Raw genomic sequence first — 14,930 nt, forward strand, 5'->3', positions numbered from 1 at the left:
GTTTCACGGAAGGGCAGGGCATGGCGCGGCAGACCCGATGGGTGACGGACACGGAGCAGGGCCACTCGCAGCGGATGATCGGGATCTTCCGGCGGATGGCCGCCGAGGGCCGCGACCTGGCCGGCGAGGCGCGGCTGCTGGACGCGATGATCCCGCCGGGCTCCGCCGTGCTGGACGCGGGCTGCGGCAGCGGCCGGGTCGGCGCCGCGCTGGCCGAGCGCGGGCACACGGTGTGCGGGGTGGACGCGGACGAGGTGCTGATCGCCGCCGCGCGCGAGGACTTCCCGGACGTGGAGTGGCTGGTCGGCGACCTGTCCGAGCTGGAGCTGACAGCGGACGGACGGCGCCGGGTGTTCGACGCGGCGATCCTGGCCGGCAACGTGATGCCGTACCTCGCGCCGCAGACCGAGGTCGAGGTGCTGCGCCGGATCGGCGCCCACGTGCGCCCGGACGGGCCGGTCCTGGTCGGGTTCGGCACCACGCGCGGCTACGCCGTGGCCGACTTCGACGCCCACGCGGCCGAGGCCGGGCTGCTCGTGGAGCAGCGCTTCGCGACGTGGGACCTGCGCCCCTGGCACCCCGCCGCCGACTTCGCCGTGACGGTGCTGCGCCGCCCCGCCGGGCGGTGACGGCCGCCGTCGCGCTGCCGGGAAGGCGGCGAGCGCGACGGCGGGGTGGAAGCTACGCGGCCGCCGACCGCTCGACGAGCGCCTGCTCACCCGGGCGGTGCCGCCGCACCAGGTGATGCGCGTACACCAGCAGGAAGATCGTGGCGTGGAGGTAACCGGTGGCGGCGACGTCGAAGAGGTAGGCGGGCAGGAACCGGCCGCCGAAGAAGTACGTCGAGTGCGTCTCGAAGTGGCTGAGGCTGCTGTGCATGTGTGAGAACCAGAACGACACCGTGACCGCGAGCGCGACCGCTCCCCAGGACAGCAGTGGCCGCCCGGCGAGCGCGACCCAGGCCGCGGCCGTGCCCAGCACCACGGCGCTGAGCGCCCAGCAGGACACATCGATCACCGTGGACCGGTCCGGCAGCCTCCCCTCCCACAGCGGCAGCGCGAGCAGGGCCAGGTAGGCGGGAGCGACCGCCCACAGCGGCACCAGCAGCGGGTTGATCAGCTGCGTCACCCCCGTCGTGACACGTGCGCAGATGATCCCCAGCACCACGGCGCCCGCGACGCTGGCCCCGGCCACCCAGGTCTGCCAGCGGACGCTGTCCACCGTCATGTACCACGTCCAGTTGATCGTGAGGGGCAGGTAGCCCGCCGGCAGCGCCGCGACGAGCAGGAAGGACAGCAGCGCCGAGGCAACGCGGCGGCCCGGCGACAGCACGGTCCCCGCCCGGCGGTGCGGCTCGGCGGCCGCGAGGCTGGCCGCGTAGCGCAGCCGCCGCCACGCACCGGGCATGGCGTGCAGCTCGGCCTGCCATTCGGCGATCATCTCGGCGCGCAGGTCGGCGGGCCAGCGGCGGGCCGCGCGCGCCAGCAGGAATCGGCACCAGCTCGCGATCATGCGGTGGCCTCCTTCGCGGCGGTGCCCGCCGAGGCGGTCCGGGTCTGCTCGTGCAGCTCGGCGAGGCGCTGCCGGGCGACGGGCAGCGCGGCCGCGGTGAGGCGGTAGTAGGCGCGGGCGGGGCGGCCGGCCGCGGCCGGATCGATCTCCTCCCAGCGCTTCTCCACCCAGCCGGCCTCCTTCAGCCGGGCCAGGATCGGATACAGCGTGCCGCTGGGCAGGCCGGACGCCTGCATCAGCGTCATCCCGTAGTGGTCGCCCGCCGGGTCGTCGACGAGGGCCGCGAGGACCCTGACGACCGGCACCGTCAAGCGAATCTCGGCAATCATGGTAGCAACTCTACATAGGGTGCGCCCGTCACGCCACATCAGACGGTCGCAGCGCGTTCGAAACATCGGGTTTACATCCGTGTTCATCGAACTTAGGCTCGTCTATAACGTTCTTCTATAACGTTATAGAGCTTCCGGGAGGCGTCATGCACCGTCGCTCCGTCCTGCGTGGCGGCCTGGCCGTCGCGGGCGGCTTGGCCCTGGCCGGGCAGGCCGTCACCGAGTCCTGGGCCGGTGGCACCGGCACGCCGGTGACCCTGGTCGGCGACACCTCGTCCGGCGGGATCTACTTCCCGTACTCCCCCGGCCTGACCCGCACCTCGTTCCTCAAGCTGCCCGCCGGGTCGACCCGGCCCGGCGGCTGGCTCGCCCAGCAGCTGTCGCTGGACGCCTCCGGCCTCGGCGGCAACTACGACCAGGTGTCCCACTTCCTGGTGTACGCGAACACCGGCTGGACCGACCGCACCAAGGGCGGCTGGGAGGAGCTGCCGTACTGGCTGCGCGGCCTGGCCGCGATCGCCGCCGTCACCGGCGACACCACCCTGCGCAACAAGGTCGCCACCTGGGTCAACGGCATCGTCGCCACCGCCCAGGCAGACGGCTTCTTCGGCCCGAACGCGCTGCGCACCTCGCTCGGCGGCGGCCCGGACTTCTGGCCGTTCATGCCCCTGCTCCAGGCGCTGCGCACCTACCAGGAGTACTCCGGCGACACCCGGATCATCCCGCTGCTGACGAAGTTCCTGCAGTACCAGAACACGTTCGGGGCGTCGGTGTTCAACCAGAGCTGGGGCTCGGTGCGCTGGGCGACCAACCTGGACAGCGTCTACTGGCTCTACGCGCGCACCGGCCAGAGCTTCCTGCTCGGCCTCGCCGACAAGATCCACCAGTACAGCAAGAACTACGTGAACAACCTGCCCTCCATGCACAACGTGGACCTGGCGCAGGGCTTCACCGAGCCCGCGTTCATGGCCCTGCGGGGCAACACGTCGCTGACCCAGGCGTCGTACAACAACTACGCGCAGATCATGTCCAACTGGGGGCAGTTCCCGGGCGGCGGCTTCGCCGGGGACGAGAACATCCGCAACGAGTACCGCGACCCGCGTCAGGGCTTCGAGACCTGCGGGATCATCGAGTTCATGCAGAGCTTCGAGTCGATGACCCGGCTCACCGGCGACCCGAGCTGGGCCGACGGCTGCGAGAACCTGGCCTTCAACTCGCTGCCCGCGGCCGTCGAGCCGACGCACCGCTCGCTGCACTACGTCGTCAGCGCGAACAGCGTGCAGCTCGACAACCGTGCCAAGACGCAGGGGCAGTACCAGAACGGCTTCGCCATGCAGGCGTTCCTGCTCGGCGTGGACCAGTACCGCTGCTGCCCGCACAACTACGGGCAGGGTTGGAGCTACTTCACCGACAACCTGGTCCAGGCCACCGCCGACCGGGGCCTGGCGGTGACGATGTACGCGCCGAGCACCACCACCGCCAAGGTGGGCGCGGCGGCGGCCACGGTCACCCTCACCCAGGACACGGCGTACCCGTTCGGCGACACGGTCACGCTGCGGCTGGCCACGTCCGGGGCGGTGGCGTTCCCGCTGTACGTGCGCATCCCCGGCTGGTGCGCCAACCCCACGCTGACCGTCAACGGGGCGGCGCAGCCGGTGGTGGCCGGGCCGGCGTACGTCGCGGTCAACCGCACCTGGAACAACGGCGACACCGTCGCGCTCACCCTGCCCATGGCGGTGCGCACCACCACCTGGACCGCCAACCACAACGCGCTGTCGGTCAGCCGGGGCCCGCTCACCTACGCCCTGGACATCGGGCAGAACTTCCTGCGCTACAACGATCCGGCCAGCGCCTGGCCGGAGTGGCAGGTCATGCCGACCTCGGCGTGGAACTACGGCCTGATCCCGGGCACGTTCAGCGCGACCACCACGGGTGCGACCGGCGACCCGTTCACCGCCGCGGGCACCCCGGTGGCGCTCAACGCCCAGGCCAGGGCCATCCCGAACTGGCAGGCCGACAGCGAGAACGTGGTCACCCCGCTGCAGAACAGCCCGGTCGCCTCCAGCGAGCCGATCAAGAACGTGCGGCTGATCCCGATGGGCGCGGCCAGCCTGCGCATCAGCTCGTTCCCGACGGTCGGCGGGAGCGGCAGTTGGCAGCTGCCCGCCACCCCGTCGGCGTCCCACTGCTTCAGCGGCGACACCGTGGCCGCGCTGAACAGCTACTACGACCCGACCGGCTCGTACGACCAGGCGCGGCGGCGCATGACGTGGTGGGACCACGTGGGCACCAGCGAGTGGGTGCAGTACACCTACGCGGCGCCGGTCACCGCGAGCGCGGTGTCGCTGTACTGGTACGACGACACCGGCCACGGGCAGTGCCGGGTGCCCGCGTCGTGGCGGGTGGAGTACCTGAACGCCGCCGGCGCGTGGCAGGCCGTGGCGGGCGCGTCGGGGTACGGGCTGGCGCTGAACGCGTACAACAACACGACCTTCACGGCCGTCACCACGACGGCGCTGCGGGTCGTCGCGCAGCTGCGCCCCGGATTCTCCGGCGGGGTGCTGCAGTGGAAGGTCACCGCCACCCCCGCGATCGTGCGGCCCGGCGTCTGGTATCGGGTGCAGAACGCCCACAGCGGCAAGGTGCTCGGCGTGTCGGGGATGTCCACGGCCGACAGCGCGAACGTGGTGCAGTTCGCCGACAACGGCACCGCCGACCACAACTGGCGCTTCGACCACGTCGGCAACAACTGGTACATGATCGTCAACCAGCACAGCGGCAAGGTGCTCGCGGTGAACAACATGTCCCGGGCCAACAACGGGCTCATCCAGCAGTTCGCGGGCGTCGGCTCGGCCGACCACTACTGGCAGCTGGTCGGCGACGGCGGCGGCTGGCTGCGCATCCGCAACCTGAACAGCGGTCTGGTGCTGGGCGTGTCCGGCATGTCCACGGCCGACAGCGCCCAGGTGGTGCAGTACGAGGACAACGGCACCGCCGACCACCGCTGGCGGCTGCTGGGCTGACCTGCCGTGCTGCCGTGGCGCTCCCCGCCCCCGTGCGCGGGGAGCGCCACGGGCGCTCAGCCGATCTCGACCACCCGGGCCCAGGCCGGTGGTGTGTCCGGCACGTAGTCGGGATCGTCCTCGTCCCACCGGTTCCTCGACGGCCTCGGGAACAGTCCGACCACCGTCCGGCAGGGCGGCTGCGCCGACGGCCACGGGGTCTGCCCGTCGGTCAGCACCACGATCACGTCCGGGCGAGGGCTGCTCCGCAGCGCACGCGCGAATCCGGCCCGCAGGTCCGTGCCGCCCCCGCCGACCAGCGGGATGCCCTCGGCCCGGCACAGCGGGTGCACCATCCCGGCCGCCGCGTCGCAGGCCAGCACGCTGACCAGGTCACGCCGGCCGCCGACCGCCCGGCTGATCGCGGTCACCTCCAGCAGCGCGCTGCCCAGCTCGGCGTCGCTCACCGAGCCGGAGGTGTCGATGATCACGCTCACCCGCGGCGGGCGGCGCCGCAGGCTCGGCAGGATCACGCCCGGCAGGCTGGTGGACCGGCGTGCGGGACGGCCGTAGGTGTAGTCGTCGCCCGCGCCGCCGCTCGACACCGCCGCGCGGACGGCGGCACCGAGCAGCTCCCGCCACCGCTGCGGCGGGTGGAAGACCTCCTCCGCCCAGCGCTGCCACCCCTTCGGTGCGCTGCCCGGGTGGCCGGTGAGGCCCTGCGCCACCCGGAACCGCACCGCGTCGCGCTGCTGCGCGCTGAGCCCGTGCGCGCCGTCCGGCCCGAGGTCCCACGGCCGGGCCTGGCCGTCGGCGCCGCTGCCGCAGTCCAGCCACACCAGATGCTGCGTGTACGGGCCCAGCCGCAGCTGCCGCAGGTACTCCTCCATCAGCTGTCCCTCGGGCAGCCGGAGCGCGGACGGCATGGCCGCGTCCCGGGGGCGGGCCAGCCCGTCGCCGTACACGTCGTCGTTGATCTCGAAGTCGGCGGCGATGTTCATCCGCAGCCGCTCCCCGGGGCCGGTCAGCCCGTGCGCCAGCGCGTACCGGTCGCCGCGGCCGTGGTGGTCGCGCAGCAGGTGCGACACCTCGTGCACCCATACGCCGGCCAGCTCCTCCAGCGGGGTGCGGTCCACGAACACCGGTGAGACGTAGCAGCGCCAGTGCGGGTCCACGCCCATCGTCAGGATCTGCCGCGACTCCACCACGTGCAGCGCGAACAGCGCCGAGGCCAGGTAGGGCCGCACCCGGGCCGCGTGCAGCCGCGCGGCGTAGAGCTTCGCCAGGTCGAGCGTGCCCGTGCTCATCGGCGGGCACCCGCGAGCGCGGCCTGATCGGCCCGCTGCGACATGGACACCATCCCGGCGAGCCGCTCGATCGCGGGCGGGACCTGCCACTCGTCGCGGCGCAGCGCCGCCAGCGTCGTCGCCGGCACCACCACCAGGTCGGGCGCTCCGGTCTCCAGGGCGCGGACGAGCAGTGCCCAGGCCGCGTCCCAGCGGGACCGGTCCGGCCGGGCGCGCACGGCCGCGACCACCGCGTCGAGCGCGGCCTGGCGCAGGTCGCCGCGTTCGGGCAGCACCGCCGCCGCCGGGTCGGCCAGCAGCGCCTCCGGGTCCGGCAGGTCCAGCCGGTCCAGGCTCGCCAGCAGCTCCAGCCCGGCCCCGTCGCCGACGGTGCCGCGGACCAGCAGGGCCAGCACCTCCCGGGAGGCGCCCGCCGCGGTGGCGAACGCGACCAGGCGCAGCGTCATGTCCCAGCTGCGGGGCGAGGGCCAGGCGCCGCCCCGGCGGGTCTCGCTGTTGGGGAGCCGGTGGACCAGGGTCGGGCGGGCGGTGAGGAAGGCGCACACGGCCCGGCGCGCGTACGCGACCGCGCCGGCCAGCCGCGCCGGGTCCAGGCGGGGCAGCTCGGCCCGGGGCCATACCCCGCCGAGCCCGCGTACCACGACGTCGGCGTCGTGCGTCCACTGCAGATGGACGAACCGGTTGGCCAGCGGTGCGCTCAGCTCCCAGCCGTCGGCCGCCGAGGCACGCGGGTTGGCGGCCGCCACGATGCGTACGCCCGGCGGCAGGTGCAGCGCGCCCACCCGCCGTTCGAGCACGACCCGCAGCAGCGCCGCCTGCACGGCGGGCGGCGCGGTGGACAGCTCGTCCAGGAACAGCAGCCCGCGTCCCTCGCGGACCAGGCGCACCGCCCAGTCGGGCGGGGCCATCGGCACGCCCTGCACCGCCGGATCGTCGCCGACCACGGGCAGGCCGGCGAAGTCCGACGGCTCGTGCACGCTGGCGATCACCGTGGTCAGCGGCAGGTCCAGCGTCCCGGCGAGTTGCTGGAGGGCGGCGGTCTTGCCGATGCCCGGCTCGCCCCACAGCAGCACCGGCAGGTCCGCCGCCACGGCCAGGGTCAGGGCGTCGAGCTGCGGGTCGGGACGCGGCTCGGTGGCCGTGTCGGCGAGGAGCGCGAGCAGGTCCGCGGCGGTGTCGAGGCGCGCCGCGGACGTGTCAGCGGAAGGGAGCATGACGGAAGAATTCATATCAGATCACCTTTAAATGGGGTATGCGGGGCCGCGCGGCGGCCACCGGATGAGTCGGGTGTGGAGGCGACCGGGCCTACGACAGGCAGGCCGTCGCCAGGCGCGGACGGGTGCGGACCGTGCGGCGGCGCAGGCTGTCCCGGACTCCTGGACCGGGCCCGGAGCCGAGCAGCCCGGCCCGGTACAGGCCGTGCGTGATCCGCTGCTGTGCGGCCGCCGCCAGCTCCTCGCGCAGCGGCCCGCCCGGCAGCAGCGCATCGGGGCCGAGCAGCGCCTCGACGACGGCCAGCGCGCCGGCCGTGTCGCCGTGGTCCAGCCGGGCGCGGATGTCGGCGAGGCTCTCCGGGCTGCGGTGGGCCTCGTCTATCGCCCGCAGGCAGGGCAGCGGCGGGCCGCCGAGTGCGGCGAGCAGCTGCTCACGGCGTACCTCCGCCGGGTCGTGGTCGAGCGGAGCGAGCGCGCCGTCGACGAAACCGATCCGGTGCGCCTCGCCGCGGCACGACACGGGTCGCGGCCCCGGCCCACCGGGCGCGGTCCGCGACCCGGAAGGCCGGTGACCGGGCACCAGCGCCGCCGCGACGAGCGGATGCAGGCGGTCGGCGTCGATCAGCCCGGCGCGCAGGAGCTCGTGGTCGGGCGGCAGCCAGGTCGCCGCGTCCGGCAGCACCGGGCCGTGGGCGAGCGCGCCCCTGCCCGGCAGCGGCTCGAGGCGCGGCGCGGCGTCCGGCGCGGCGGCGTGCAGCGCGAGGCGCAGCCGGCTGCCGAGGCGTACGGCGACCGGTCCGGTCACGCCGTCGGCCTGTCGCAGCAGCGCCGCCTCCGACGCCCAGCGGCCCACCGCGCAGCCGATGCCGGACGGCACGATCCCGGCGGCGTTCAGCGGGACCGCACCCACCGCGAGCGAGCGCTCCCGCAGCTCCCCGGCCCGCCGCGCGTCCCACAGGTGGCGATGCAGGTCCAGCCGGAACCGCCGGTCGGGGTGCGCCCCGCCCCGCGACGCCTGCCACAGGGCGAGGCTGATGCGCTGCCCGGCGTCCGCCCACGCCGGTGCCGTCCTGGCCACCAGGTGCAGGGTGCCGCCACGGATGCCCTCGTGGCGGTAGCGGGCCAGCGACACCGTCAGCCCCGGCCGCAGCAGACCGTCCGGGACGATCCGCGGCATGTGCCAGCGCAGCAGGTCGGGGGCGAGATGCCGGAGGTCGTCGCGGATCCGGGCGGCGAGTTCGCGGCCATGGGTGCCGGCCAGCCGGCGTGGTTGGACGTCGACGTCGAAGCGGGCGGCCGCGCAGGCCCCTGCCCAGTCACCGGCGAGGCGGCGGGCGGTGGCGGTCTCGATCATCGAGGGCGGCACGGCGAACTCGCGCACGTGCGACCACAGGTGCAGGCGGGTTTCCTCGTTCGCGAATGAGCGCATCAGCACTCACCTTTGGCGAACGGGACCCCCGATCTGATCTCAGAGGTAATCATCGGGGGCAGCATACGACGTCCGGGACGTGTTGTCAGGCCCGGATCACCGGGGTGTCCATCGCGGACTGCGTCAGGAGCTTTCCACGGCACGCTTGGCCTGCCATTTCGCGACGAGCGCGGCGATCTCGTCCTGCAGGAACAGGAAGAAGTCCACCATCTCCGTGATGCGGGCACCGGCCTCGGTGCCGGTGCCCACCGCCGCCAGCCCCTCGCTCATCACGTCGGCGACCAGCTTGTACACCCCGCCCTTGGCGACGCTCGCCATGTACCAGGAGTTGCTGACGCAGCGGTAGCGGATGCTGCGGGAGCCGGGCACCGGCTCCCGCAGCACCAGCCCGACCTGGACCAGGTAGCGCACGGCGTCGGAGGCGGCCGCGGGGCTCACCCCGAGCCACTCGCCGAGCTGGGCGGCGGTCATGACGCCTTCCTCGTCGACGGTCAGCGCGCCGAGCACGCGGGCCGGCATGCGGGGGAAGCCGAGGTCGGACAGCGTCATCGCCAGGTGCTCGACGAAGCGCCGCACGGCCTCCTCATCACGTACTGCCATCCGCACATCCTCCACCACCGGCGCGGACGGGCCCGTCAGGTCGACAGGTCGCGCCGCCGGAACAGCGCCATGCCCGCCGCGGTCAGCGCCACCGCGACCCCGGTCAGCGCCAGCAGCGGCAGTGCCTCCGGGTCCACGGCCGGGATGGCCGGCACGTGGGTGAACGGGGACACGTCGCGGACCGACTGCGGCAGGCCGAACAGGTCGCCGAGCAGGCCGCAGGCGATGCTGACCACCAGCGCCGCCCAGGCCAGCGCCACCGACAGGCGCGGCAGCGCCCCGAACACCAGCACCACGAACCCGGCCACGACCAAGGCGCCGGGCAGCTGGGCGAGCCCGGCCAGGGCCAGCGTGCCGATGCCGACGTTCCCGCCCGCGAGGGCGTCGGTGATCCCGGCGCCCGCCCCGGCCAGTGCCAGCATCGCGGCGGCACCGATGACTGTCACCACCACGTGCGACGCGATCCACCGGGTGCGGCTGACGGCGGTGGCCAGCAGGCCCTCGGCGGTGCCGCCCGCCTCCTCCGACCGCAGCCGCAGCAGCGCCTGGATGACGTAGCCCGCGGCGAGCGCCCCGAACGTGTTCATCATCGCGGCGAAGAACATCTTGACCAGGTCGGGTCCACCCCCGCCGCCGGCCAGGCCCTCCATCATGTCGATGACGCCCTCGTTGGTGCCCAGGGCGTCCTTGACCGCCTTGCCGAGCGAGCCGATGGCCAGGCCGAACACGAAGCCGCCGAGGACCCAGCCGATGGCCGAGCCGCGGTTGAGCCGCCAGGCCAGGCCGAGCGGGCTGAGCAGGGAGCGGGTGCCGCTGGGCGGGCCGGGCCGGTCGGGTATCAGGCCCGCGCCCAGGTCGCGGCGGTCGACGAGCACGAACGACGCGATCACGCAGGCGGCGGCCAGGGCCAGCGGCAGGGCCAGCACCCACCAGCGCTCGTCGCCGTACGGGCGGGCCAGCTCGCCCCAGCCCAGCGGCGACACCCAGGTCGGCCAGGCGCTGACCACCTGGATGCCGTCGGCGGCCCGCTCGCCGATCGCGTCGCCCACGCCGCGGACCAGGTACGCGACGCCGACGATGGTGGCGGCGAGGCCGTTGGCGGCGCGCGCGCCCTGGAACAGCTGCGCGGCGACCGCGGCGATCCCGGCGAAGGCGAGGCCGGTGACGGTGCACGCCGCGCCGAACGCGAGCGCGCCCTCGGCGGCCAGGCCGCTGGACATGATGGTGCCGGTCATGACCAGGCCGAAGACGACGTCGGCGAGCGCGGCCAGCAGCAGCGCGGCGGTGAGCGGCGCGTGTCGGCCCACCGCGCCCGCGCCGATCAGCTCGGCGCGGCCGGTCTCCTCGTTCTGCCGGGTGTGCCGGACCACCAGGAAGGTGTTCATCAGCGCGACCACGACCAGGATGGTGGCCAGGTTGCGGAAGTTGACCAGGGCGCCGAGGTCGGTGCCGACCGGCACACCGCGCATCAGCAGCACGGCCGCGCTGCTGCCCGCGCCCTTGAGCGCGGTGACCCGGGACTCCTCCGTGGGGAACTCGCTGGCCACGGCGCTGGTGCCGGCCGACATCAGCCCGGCCGAGGCGAGGATCCAGATCGGCAGCTGGATCCGGTCGCGGCGGGCGGCGAGGCGGAGCAGGCTGCCGGTGCCCGCGTACGCGTTCACCGGGCCGCCTCCGGCTGCGCGGGCTGGGCGCCGTAGTGGCGCATGAACAGCTCCTCCAGGCTCGGGGGCTGGCTGGTGAGGCTGCGTACGTCGAAGGTCGCCAGGTGCGCCAGGACGGCGGGCAGCGCGGTGGAGTCGACGTCGAAGCGGGCGCGCGTGGTGTCGGCCTCCAGGTCGTGCACGCCGGCCAGCGCGTCGAGGCCGGTGAGCGGCCCGGTGGCCTCGACGGTGACCGTGGTCCGGGTGAGGTGGCGCAGCTCGGCCAGGGTGCCCGACTCGACGGTGACGCCCTCGCGGATGATGCTCACCCGCGAGCACAGCGCCTCGACCTCGGAGAAGATGTGGCTGGACAGCAGCACGGTGGCGCCGTCGCCGGTGACCTCGCGCACCGTCTGCTGGAACGCGGCCTCCATCAGCGGGTCCAGGCCCGAGGTGGGCTCGTCCAGGATGAACAGCTCGACGTCGGAGGAGAACGCGGCGACCAGCGCGACCTTCTGCCGGTTGCCCTTGGAGTAGGTGCGGCAGCGCTTGGTCGGGTCGAGCTGGAACCGCTCCAGCAGCTCGGCGCGGCGGGCCTGGTCGAGGCTGCCGCGCAGGCGGCCGAACAGGTCGATCGCCTCGCCGCCGGTGAGGTTCGGCCACAGGTTGACGTCGCCGGGCACGTAGGCCAGGCGGCGGTGCAGGGTCACGGCGTCACGCCAGGGGTCGCCGCCGAGCACCCGGACCTCGCCGGCATCGGCGCGGAGCAGGCCGAGCAGGACCCGGATGGTGGTGGACTTGCCGGCGCCGTTCGGCCCGAGCAGGCCGTGCACCTCGCCGGTGGCGACCGTCAGCTCCAGGCCGTCGAGGGCGCGGCTGCGTCCGAAGGCCTTGCGCAGACCGGTCGCGGAGATCGCGTAAGTCATGACCCTGAACGTACGCGCCTTTCACAAAATCGTGAAGGTTGTGGAGTGTCAAGATTTCGTATGAGAGACCGCCGTGACAGGCGACGCTCCCGACCCTCAGCAGGGCGGGAGCGTCGCCGGCGGTAAACGGGTCAGGCCGGCGGGGCGATGAGCTTCGCCTGCGCGCGGTAGCTGCCCTTGCGCAGGAACGTCGAGTTCACCACGCCCGTGCCGAGGTACACCTGGTCGAACAGGTTGCCGTCGTTGTCGTCGGTGTACGCGCGACGGCCGACCGTGCGGCCCGCTGCACGGGCCTGCCGGTGCCCGCTAGCTCAGCGCGGGCCGGGCTCCGTTTCCTCGACGGACGGCTCCGGCGAAACCGGCCGGTGCGTACCCTCCGCCAACGCCCGCTCGACGGCGGCCGCCTCGGGCACGGTGAGCCCGGCCGGGGGCGGCACCGCGGGCAGGTTGAGGACCATGGTCAGGCCGCCGCCCGGGGTGGTCTCCGGCAGCAGCGTGCCGCCCATCGCCTCGGTAAGCCCGCGCGACAGCGCCAGGCCGAGGCCGACGCCGGTGTCGTTGTCCCGGTCGCCGAGCCGCTGGAACGGCAGGAACACCTGGTCGCGCTGCTCCTCCGGGATACCCGGACCGTGGTCCACCACGCGCAGCTCGACCTGGTCGCCGAGTTCGCTCGCGCTGACCAGGGGCGGGCGGCCGGGCGGGCTGAACCGCAGCGCGTTGCTGACCACGTTGACCAGCACCCGCTGCAGCAGGCCCGGATCGGCGCGTACGGCGGACAGGTCGTCGGGGATGCGCACCCGCACGGTGCGGCCGGCTTCGCCCAGCTCGTCCAGCGCCGCCGGGACCGCCTCGTCCAGCCACAGCTCCCGCGCCGTGACGCCGAGCGCGCCCGCCTGCAGGCGGCTCATGTCCAGCAGGTTGCTGACCAGCCGGTTGAGCCGCTCCAGCGACTCGGCGGCGGTGTCCAGCAGCTCGCGCCGGTCCTCGTCGCTGAACGCCACGTCGTCGCTGCGCAGCCCGGCGACCGCGGCCACCGCGGAGGCCAGCGGCGTACGCAGGTCGTGGCTGACCGCGGCCAGCAGCGCGGTGCGCATCCGGTCCGCCTCGGCCAGCGGCCGGGCACGGGCGGCCTCCTCGGCGAGCCGCTCCTGGCGCAGCGCGAGCGCGGCCTGGGCGGCGAACGCCTCGATGATGCGCCGGTCCGCGGCGGGCAGTGACGGGCCGCGCAGCACCAGGGTGATCTCGTCGTCGACGGGCACGGCGGTGTCGCCCTGGGCCGGGGTGAAGCAGGGGGCGCCGCCGACGGTGGCCGCGACCCGCCAGGCCGTGGGATCGCCCTGGCAGTCGGGCCCGGCCGGGCCGTCGCCCCGCCGCTCCAGCACGGTGACGGCGTCGAGCTGAAACGTCTCGCGCAGGTTGTCCAGCAGCGCCTGCAGCGGCCGGGCGCCGCGCAGCACGCTGCCCGCGACAGCGGCCAGGGTCGCCGCGTCGGCGGAGGCGCTGGCCGCCTCACGCGTGCGGCGGGCGGCCAGGTCGACGACCACGCTGACCGCGGCGGCGATGAGCACGAACACGGCCAGGGCGAGCAGGTTCTCCCGCCCGGCGATGGTGAAGGTGCCCACCGGCGGGGTGAAGAAGTAGTTGAGCAGCAGCGACGCCGCCACCGCCGCGAGCAGCGCCGGCCACAGGCCGCCGATCAGCGCGACCGTGACGATCATCGCGAGGTACAGCAGGATGTCGCCGGCCAGCGAGAGGCCGTCCTCCAGGCCGTGCAGCAGCAGGGTCAGCAGCGGCAGCCCGGCCACGGCGAGCGCGAATCCGGCCAGGCGCCGGACCGGGGACAGCGCCGAGGACCTCGGGCGCAGGCCGGACAGCCGGCCGCGGCGGGTGCGTTCGTGAGCGACCAGGTGTACGTCGATGGAACCGGACAGGGCCGCGGTGGTGGTGCCGACCCCGGGCGAGAGCATCTGCGCCAGCCGGCCGCGGCGGCTCGCGCCGAGCACCAGCTGGGTGGCGTTGGCACCCTTGGCGAAGTCGAGCAGGGCACGCGGGATGTCAGCGCCCGCGACCTGGTGATACGTGCCGCCCAGGCTCTCCACCAGAACCCGGTGCCGGGCCAGCAGCGCGGGGTCGGCACCGGCCAGGCCGTCGGAACGGGTGACGTGCAGGGCGAGCAGGTCGGCGCCCTTGCTGCGCCCGGCGATGCGGGCCGCGCGGCGGATCAGGGTCTCGCCCTCGGGCCCGCCGGTGACGGCGACCACAACGCGCTCGCGGGTCTCCCACTGCCGGGCGATGCCGTGGTCGGCCCGGTAGCGGTCGAGCTGCTCGTCGACCTTGTCGGCCAGCCACAGCAGGGCCAGCTCGCGCAGCGCGGTGAGGTTGCCGACCCGGAAGTAGTTGCCCAGCGCCGCGTCGATCCGCTCGGCCTGGTAGACGTTGCCGTGCACCATCCGGCGGCGCAGCGCCTCCGGGGTCATGTCGACCAGCTCGACCTGATCGGCCTGGCGCACCACCTGGTCGGGCACGGTCTCGCGCTGCACCACGCCGGTGATCTGCTCGACCACGTCGTTGAGGGACTCCAGGTGCTGGATGTTGACCGTGGACAGCACGGTGATGCCCGCGTCGAGCAGCAGCTGGACGTCCTGCCAGCGTTTGGCGTGGACGCTGCCGGGCACGTTGGTGTGGGCCAGCTCGTCGACGACGGCGACCTGCGGCGACCGCGCCAGCACCGCGTCGACGTCCATCTCGGTGAACGCGGCGCCGCGGTACTCGACGGTGCACCGGGGCACCACCTCCAGGCCGTCGAGCAGCTCGGCGGTGTGCACCCGGCCGTGCGTCTCCACGAAGCCGATCACGAGGTCCGTGCCGCGGCCCCGGCGGCGCTGCGCCTCCTCCAGCATGGCGTAGGTCTTGCCCACGCCGGGCGCGGCGCCGAGGTAGATACGCAGCTGTCCACGTGCCATACGGC

General features: G+C 74.0%; 11 protein-coding genes. 2 read left to right on the forward strand and 9 right to left on the reverse strand.

Features of this window, described 5'->3' with window-relative positions; all coding sequences use genetic code 11:
- Window positions 1-20: 20 nt before the first annotated feature.
- Window positions 21-629, forward strand: a complete 609-nt coding sequence (locus CS0771_RS27805) for a bifunctional 2-polyprenyl-6-hydroxyphenol methylase/3-demethylubiquinol 3-O-methyltransferase UbiG (RefSeq protein ID WP_212843753.1) — start codon at window positions 21-23, stop codon at window positions 627-629.
- Window positions 630-681: 52 nt separating this feature from the next.
- On the opposite strand, the gene CS0771_RS27810 is transcribed toward CS0771_RS27805, so the two are convergent.
- The gene (locus CS0771_RS27810) at window positions 682-1,512 is read right to left on the reverse strand and encodes a hypothetical protein (protein ID WP_212843754.1); all 831 of its coding nucleotides are present in this window, start codon (window positions 1,510-1,512) and stop codon (window positions 682-684) included.
- Window positions 1,509-1,841, reverse strand: coding sequence for a PadR family transcriptional regulator (locus tag CS0771_RS27815; protein ID WP_212843755.1), 333 nt, complete (start codon window positions 1,839-1,841; stop codon window positions 1,509-1,511). The genes CS0771_RS27810 and CS0771_RS27815 overlap by 4 nt, the downstream gene beginning before the upstream one ends.
- A 146-nt stretch (window positions 1,842-1,987) precedes the next feature.
- On the opposite strand from CS0771_RS27815, the gene CS0771_RS27820 reads away from it, so the two are divergent.
- Complete coding sequence (locus tag CS0771_RS27820) at window positions 1,988-4,864, forward strand: beta-L-arabinofuranosidase domain-containing protein (protein ID WP_212843756.1); 2,877 nt, start codon at window positions 1,988-1,990, stop codon at window positions 4,862-4,864.
- 56 nt (window positions 4,865-4,920) lie between these two features.
- On the opposite strand, the gene CS0771_RS27825 is transcribed toward CS0771_RS27820, so the two are convergent.
- From CS0771_RS27825 to CS0771_RS27855, 7 genes are all read right to left on the reverse strand, one after another.
- Complete coding sequence (locus tag CS0771_RS27825; protein ID WP_212843757.1) at window positions 4,921-6,150, reverse strand: VWA-like domain-containing protein; 1,230 nt, start codon at window positions 6,148-6,150, stop codon at window positions 4,921-4,923.
- Window positions 6,147-7,364: an AAA family ATPase gene (locus CS0771_RS27830; RefSeq protein WP_212843758.1), complete on the reverse strand. Its 1,218-nt coding sequence runs from the start codon at window positions 7,362-7,364 to the stop codon at window positions 6,147-6,149. The genes CS0771_RS27825 and CS0771_RS27830 overlap by 4 nt, the downstream gene beginning before the upstream one ends.
- Before the next feature lie 91 nt (window positions 7,365-7,455).
- Window positions 7,456-8,793: a hypothetical protein gene (locus tag CS0771_RS27835; protein WP_212843759.1), complete on the reverse strand. Its 1,338-nt coding sequence runs from the start codon at window positions 8,791-8,793 to the stop codon at window positions 7,456-7,458.
- 123 nt (window positions 8,794-8,916) lie between these two features.
- Window positions 8,917-9,393, reverse strand: coding sequence for a GbsR/MarR family transcriptional regulator (locus CS0771_RS27840; protein WP_212843760.1), 477 nt, complete (start codon window positions 9,391-9,393; stop codon window positions 8,917-8,919).
- Window positions 9,394-9,428: 35 nt separating this feature from the next.
- Window positions 9,429-11,057, reverse strand: coding sequence for an ABC transporter permease (locus CS0771_RS27845; RefSeq protein ID WP_212843761.1), 1,629 nt, complete (start codon window positions 11,055-11,057; stop codon window positions 9,429-9,431).
- Window positions 11,054-11,962, reverse strand: coding sequence for an ABC transporter ATP-binding protein (locus tag CS0771_RS27850; RefSeq protein WP_212843762.1), 909 nt, complete (start codon window positions 11,960-11,962; stop codon window positions 11,054-11,056). Before CS0771_RS27850 ends, CS0771_RS27845 begins: the two co-directional genes overlap by 4 nt.
- 311 nt (window positions 11,963-12,273) lie before the next feature.
- Entirely contained in the window at window positions 12,274-14,925 is a 2,652-nt protein-coding gene (locus CS0771_RS27855) for a sensor histidine kinase KdpD (protein WP_212843763.1), read from the reverse strand.
- Window positions 14,926-14,930 lie beyond the last annotated feature (5 nt).

Source organism: Catellatospora sp. IY07-71 (assembly GCF_018326265.1).
GTDB lineage: Bacteria > Actinomycetota > Actinomycetes > Mycobacteriales > Micromonosporaceae > Catellatospora.

Coding starts and splice junctions, on each gene's coding strand:
- CS0771_RS27805 (WP_212843753.1), top strand. CDS start 21: ATGGCGCGGCAGACCCGATGGGTGACGGACACGGAGCAGGGCCACTCG.
- CS0771_RS27810 (WP_212843754.1), bottom strand. CDS start 1,512: ATGATCGCGAGCTGGTGCCGATTCCTGCTGGCGCGCGCGGCCCGCCGC.
- CS0771_RS27815 (WP_212843755.1), bottom strand. CDS start 1,841: ATGATTGCCGAGATTCGCTTGACGGTGCCGGTCGTCAGGGTCCTCGCG.
- CS0771_RS27820 (WP_212843756.1), top strand. CDS start 1,988: ATGCACCGTCGCTCCGTCCTGCGTGGCGGCCTGGCCGTCGCGGGCGGC.
- CS0771_RS27825 (WP_212843757.1), bottom strand. CDS start 6,150: ATGAGCACGGGCACGCTCGACCTGGCGAAGCTCTACGCCGCGCGGCTG.
- CS0771_RS27830 (WP_212843758.1), bottom strand. CDS start 7,364: ATGCTCCCTTCCGCTGACACGTCCGCGGCGCGCCTCGACACCGCCGCG.
- CS0771_RS27835 (WP_212843759.1), bottom strand. CDS start 8,793: ATGCGCTCATTCGCGAACGAGGAAACCCGCCTGCACCTGTGGTCGCAC.
- CS0771_RS27840 (WP_212843760.1), bottom strand. CDS start 9,393: ATGGCAGTACGTGATGAGGAGGCCGTGCGGCGCTTCGTCGAGCACCTG.
- CS0771_RS27850 (WP_212843762.1), bottom strand. CDS start 11,962: ATGACTTACGCGATCTCCGCGACCGGTCTGCGCAAGGCCTTCGGACGC.
- CS0771_RS27855 (WP_212843763.1), bottom strand. CDS start 14,925: ATGGCACGTGGACAGCTGCGTATCTACCTCGGCGCCGCGCCCGGCGTG.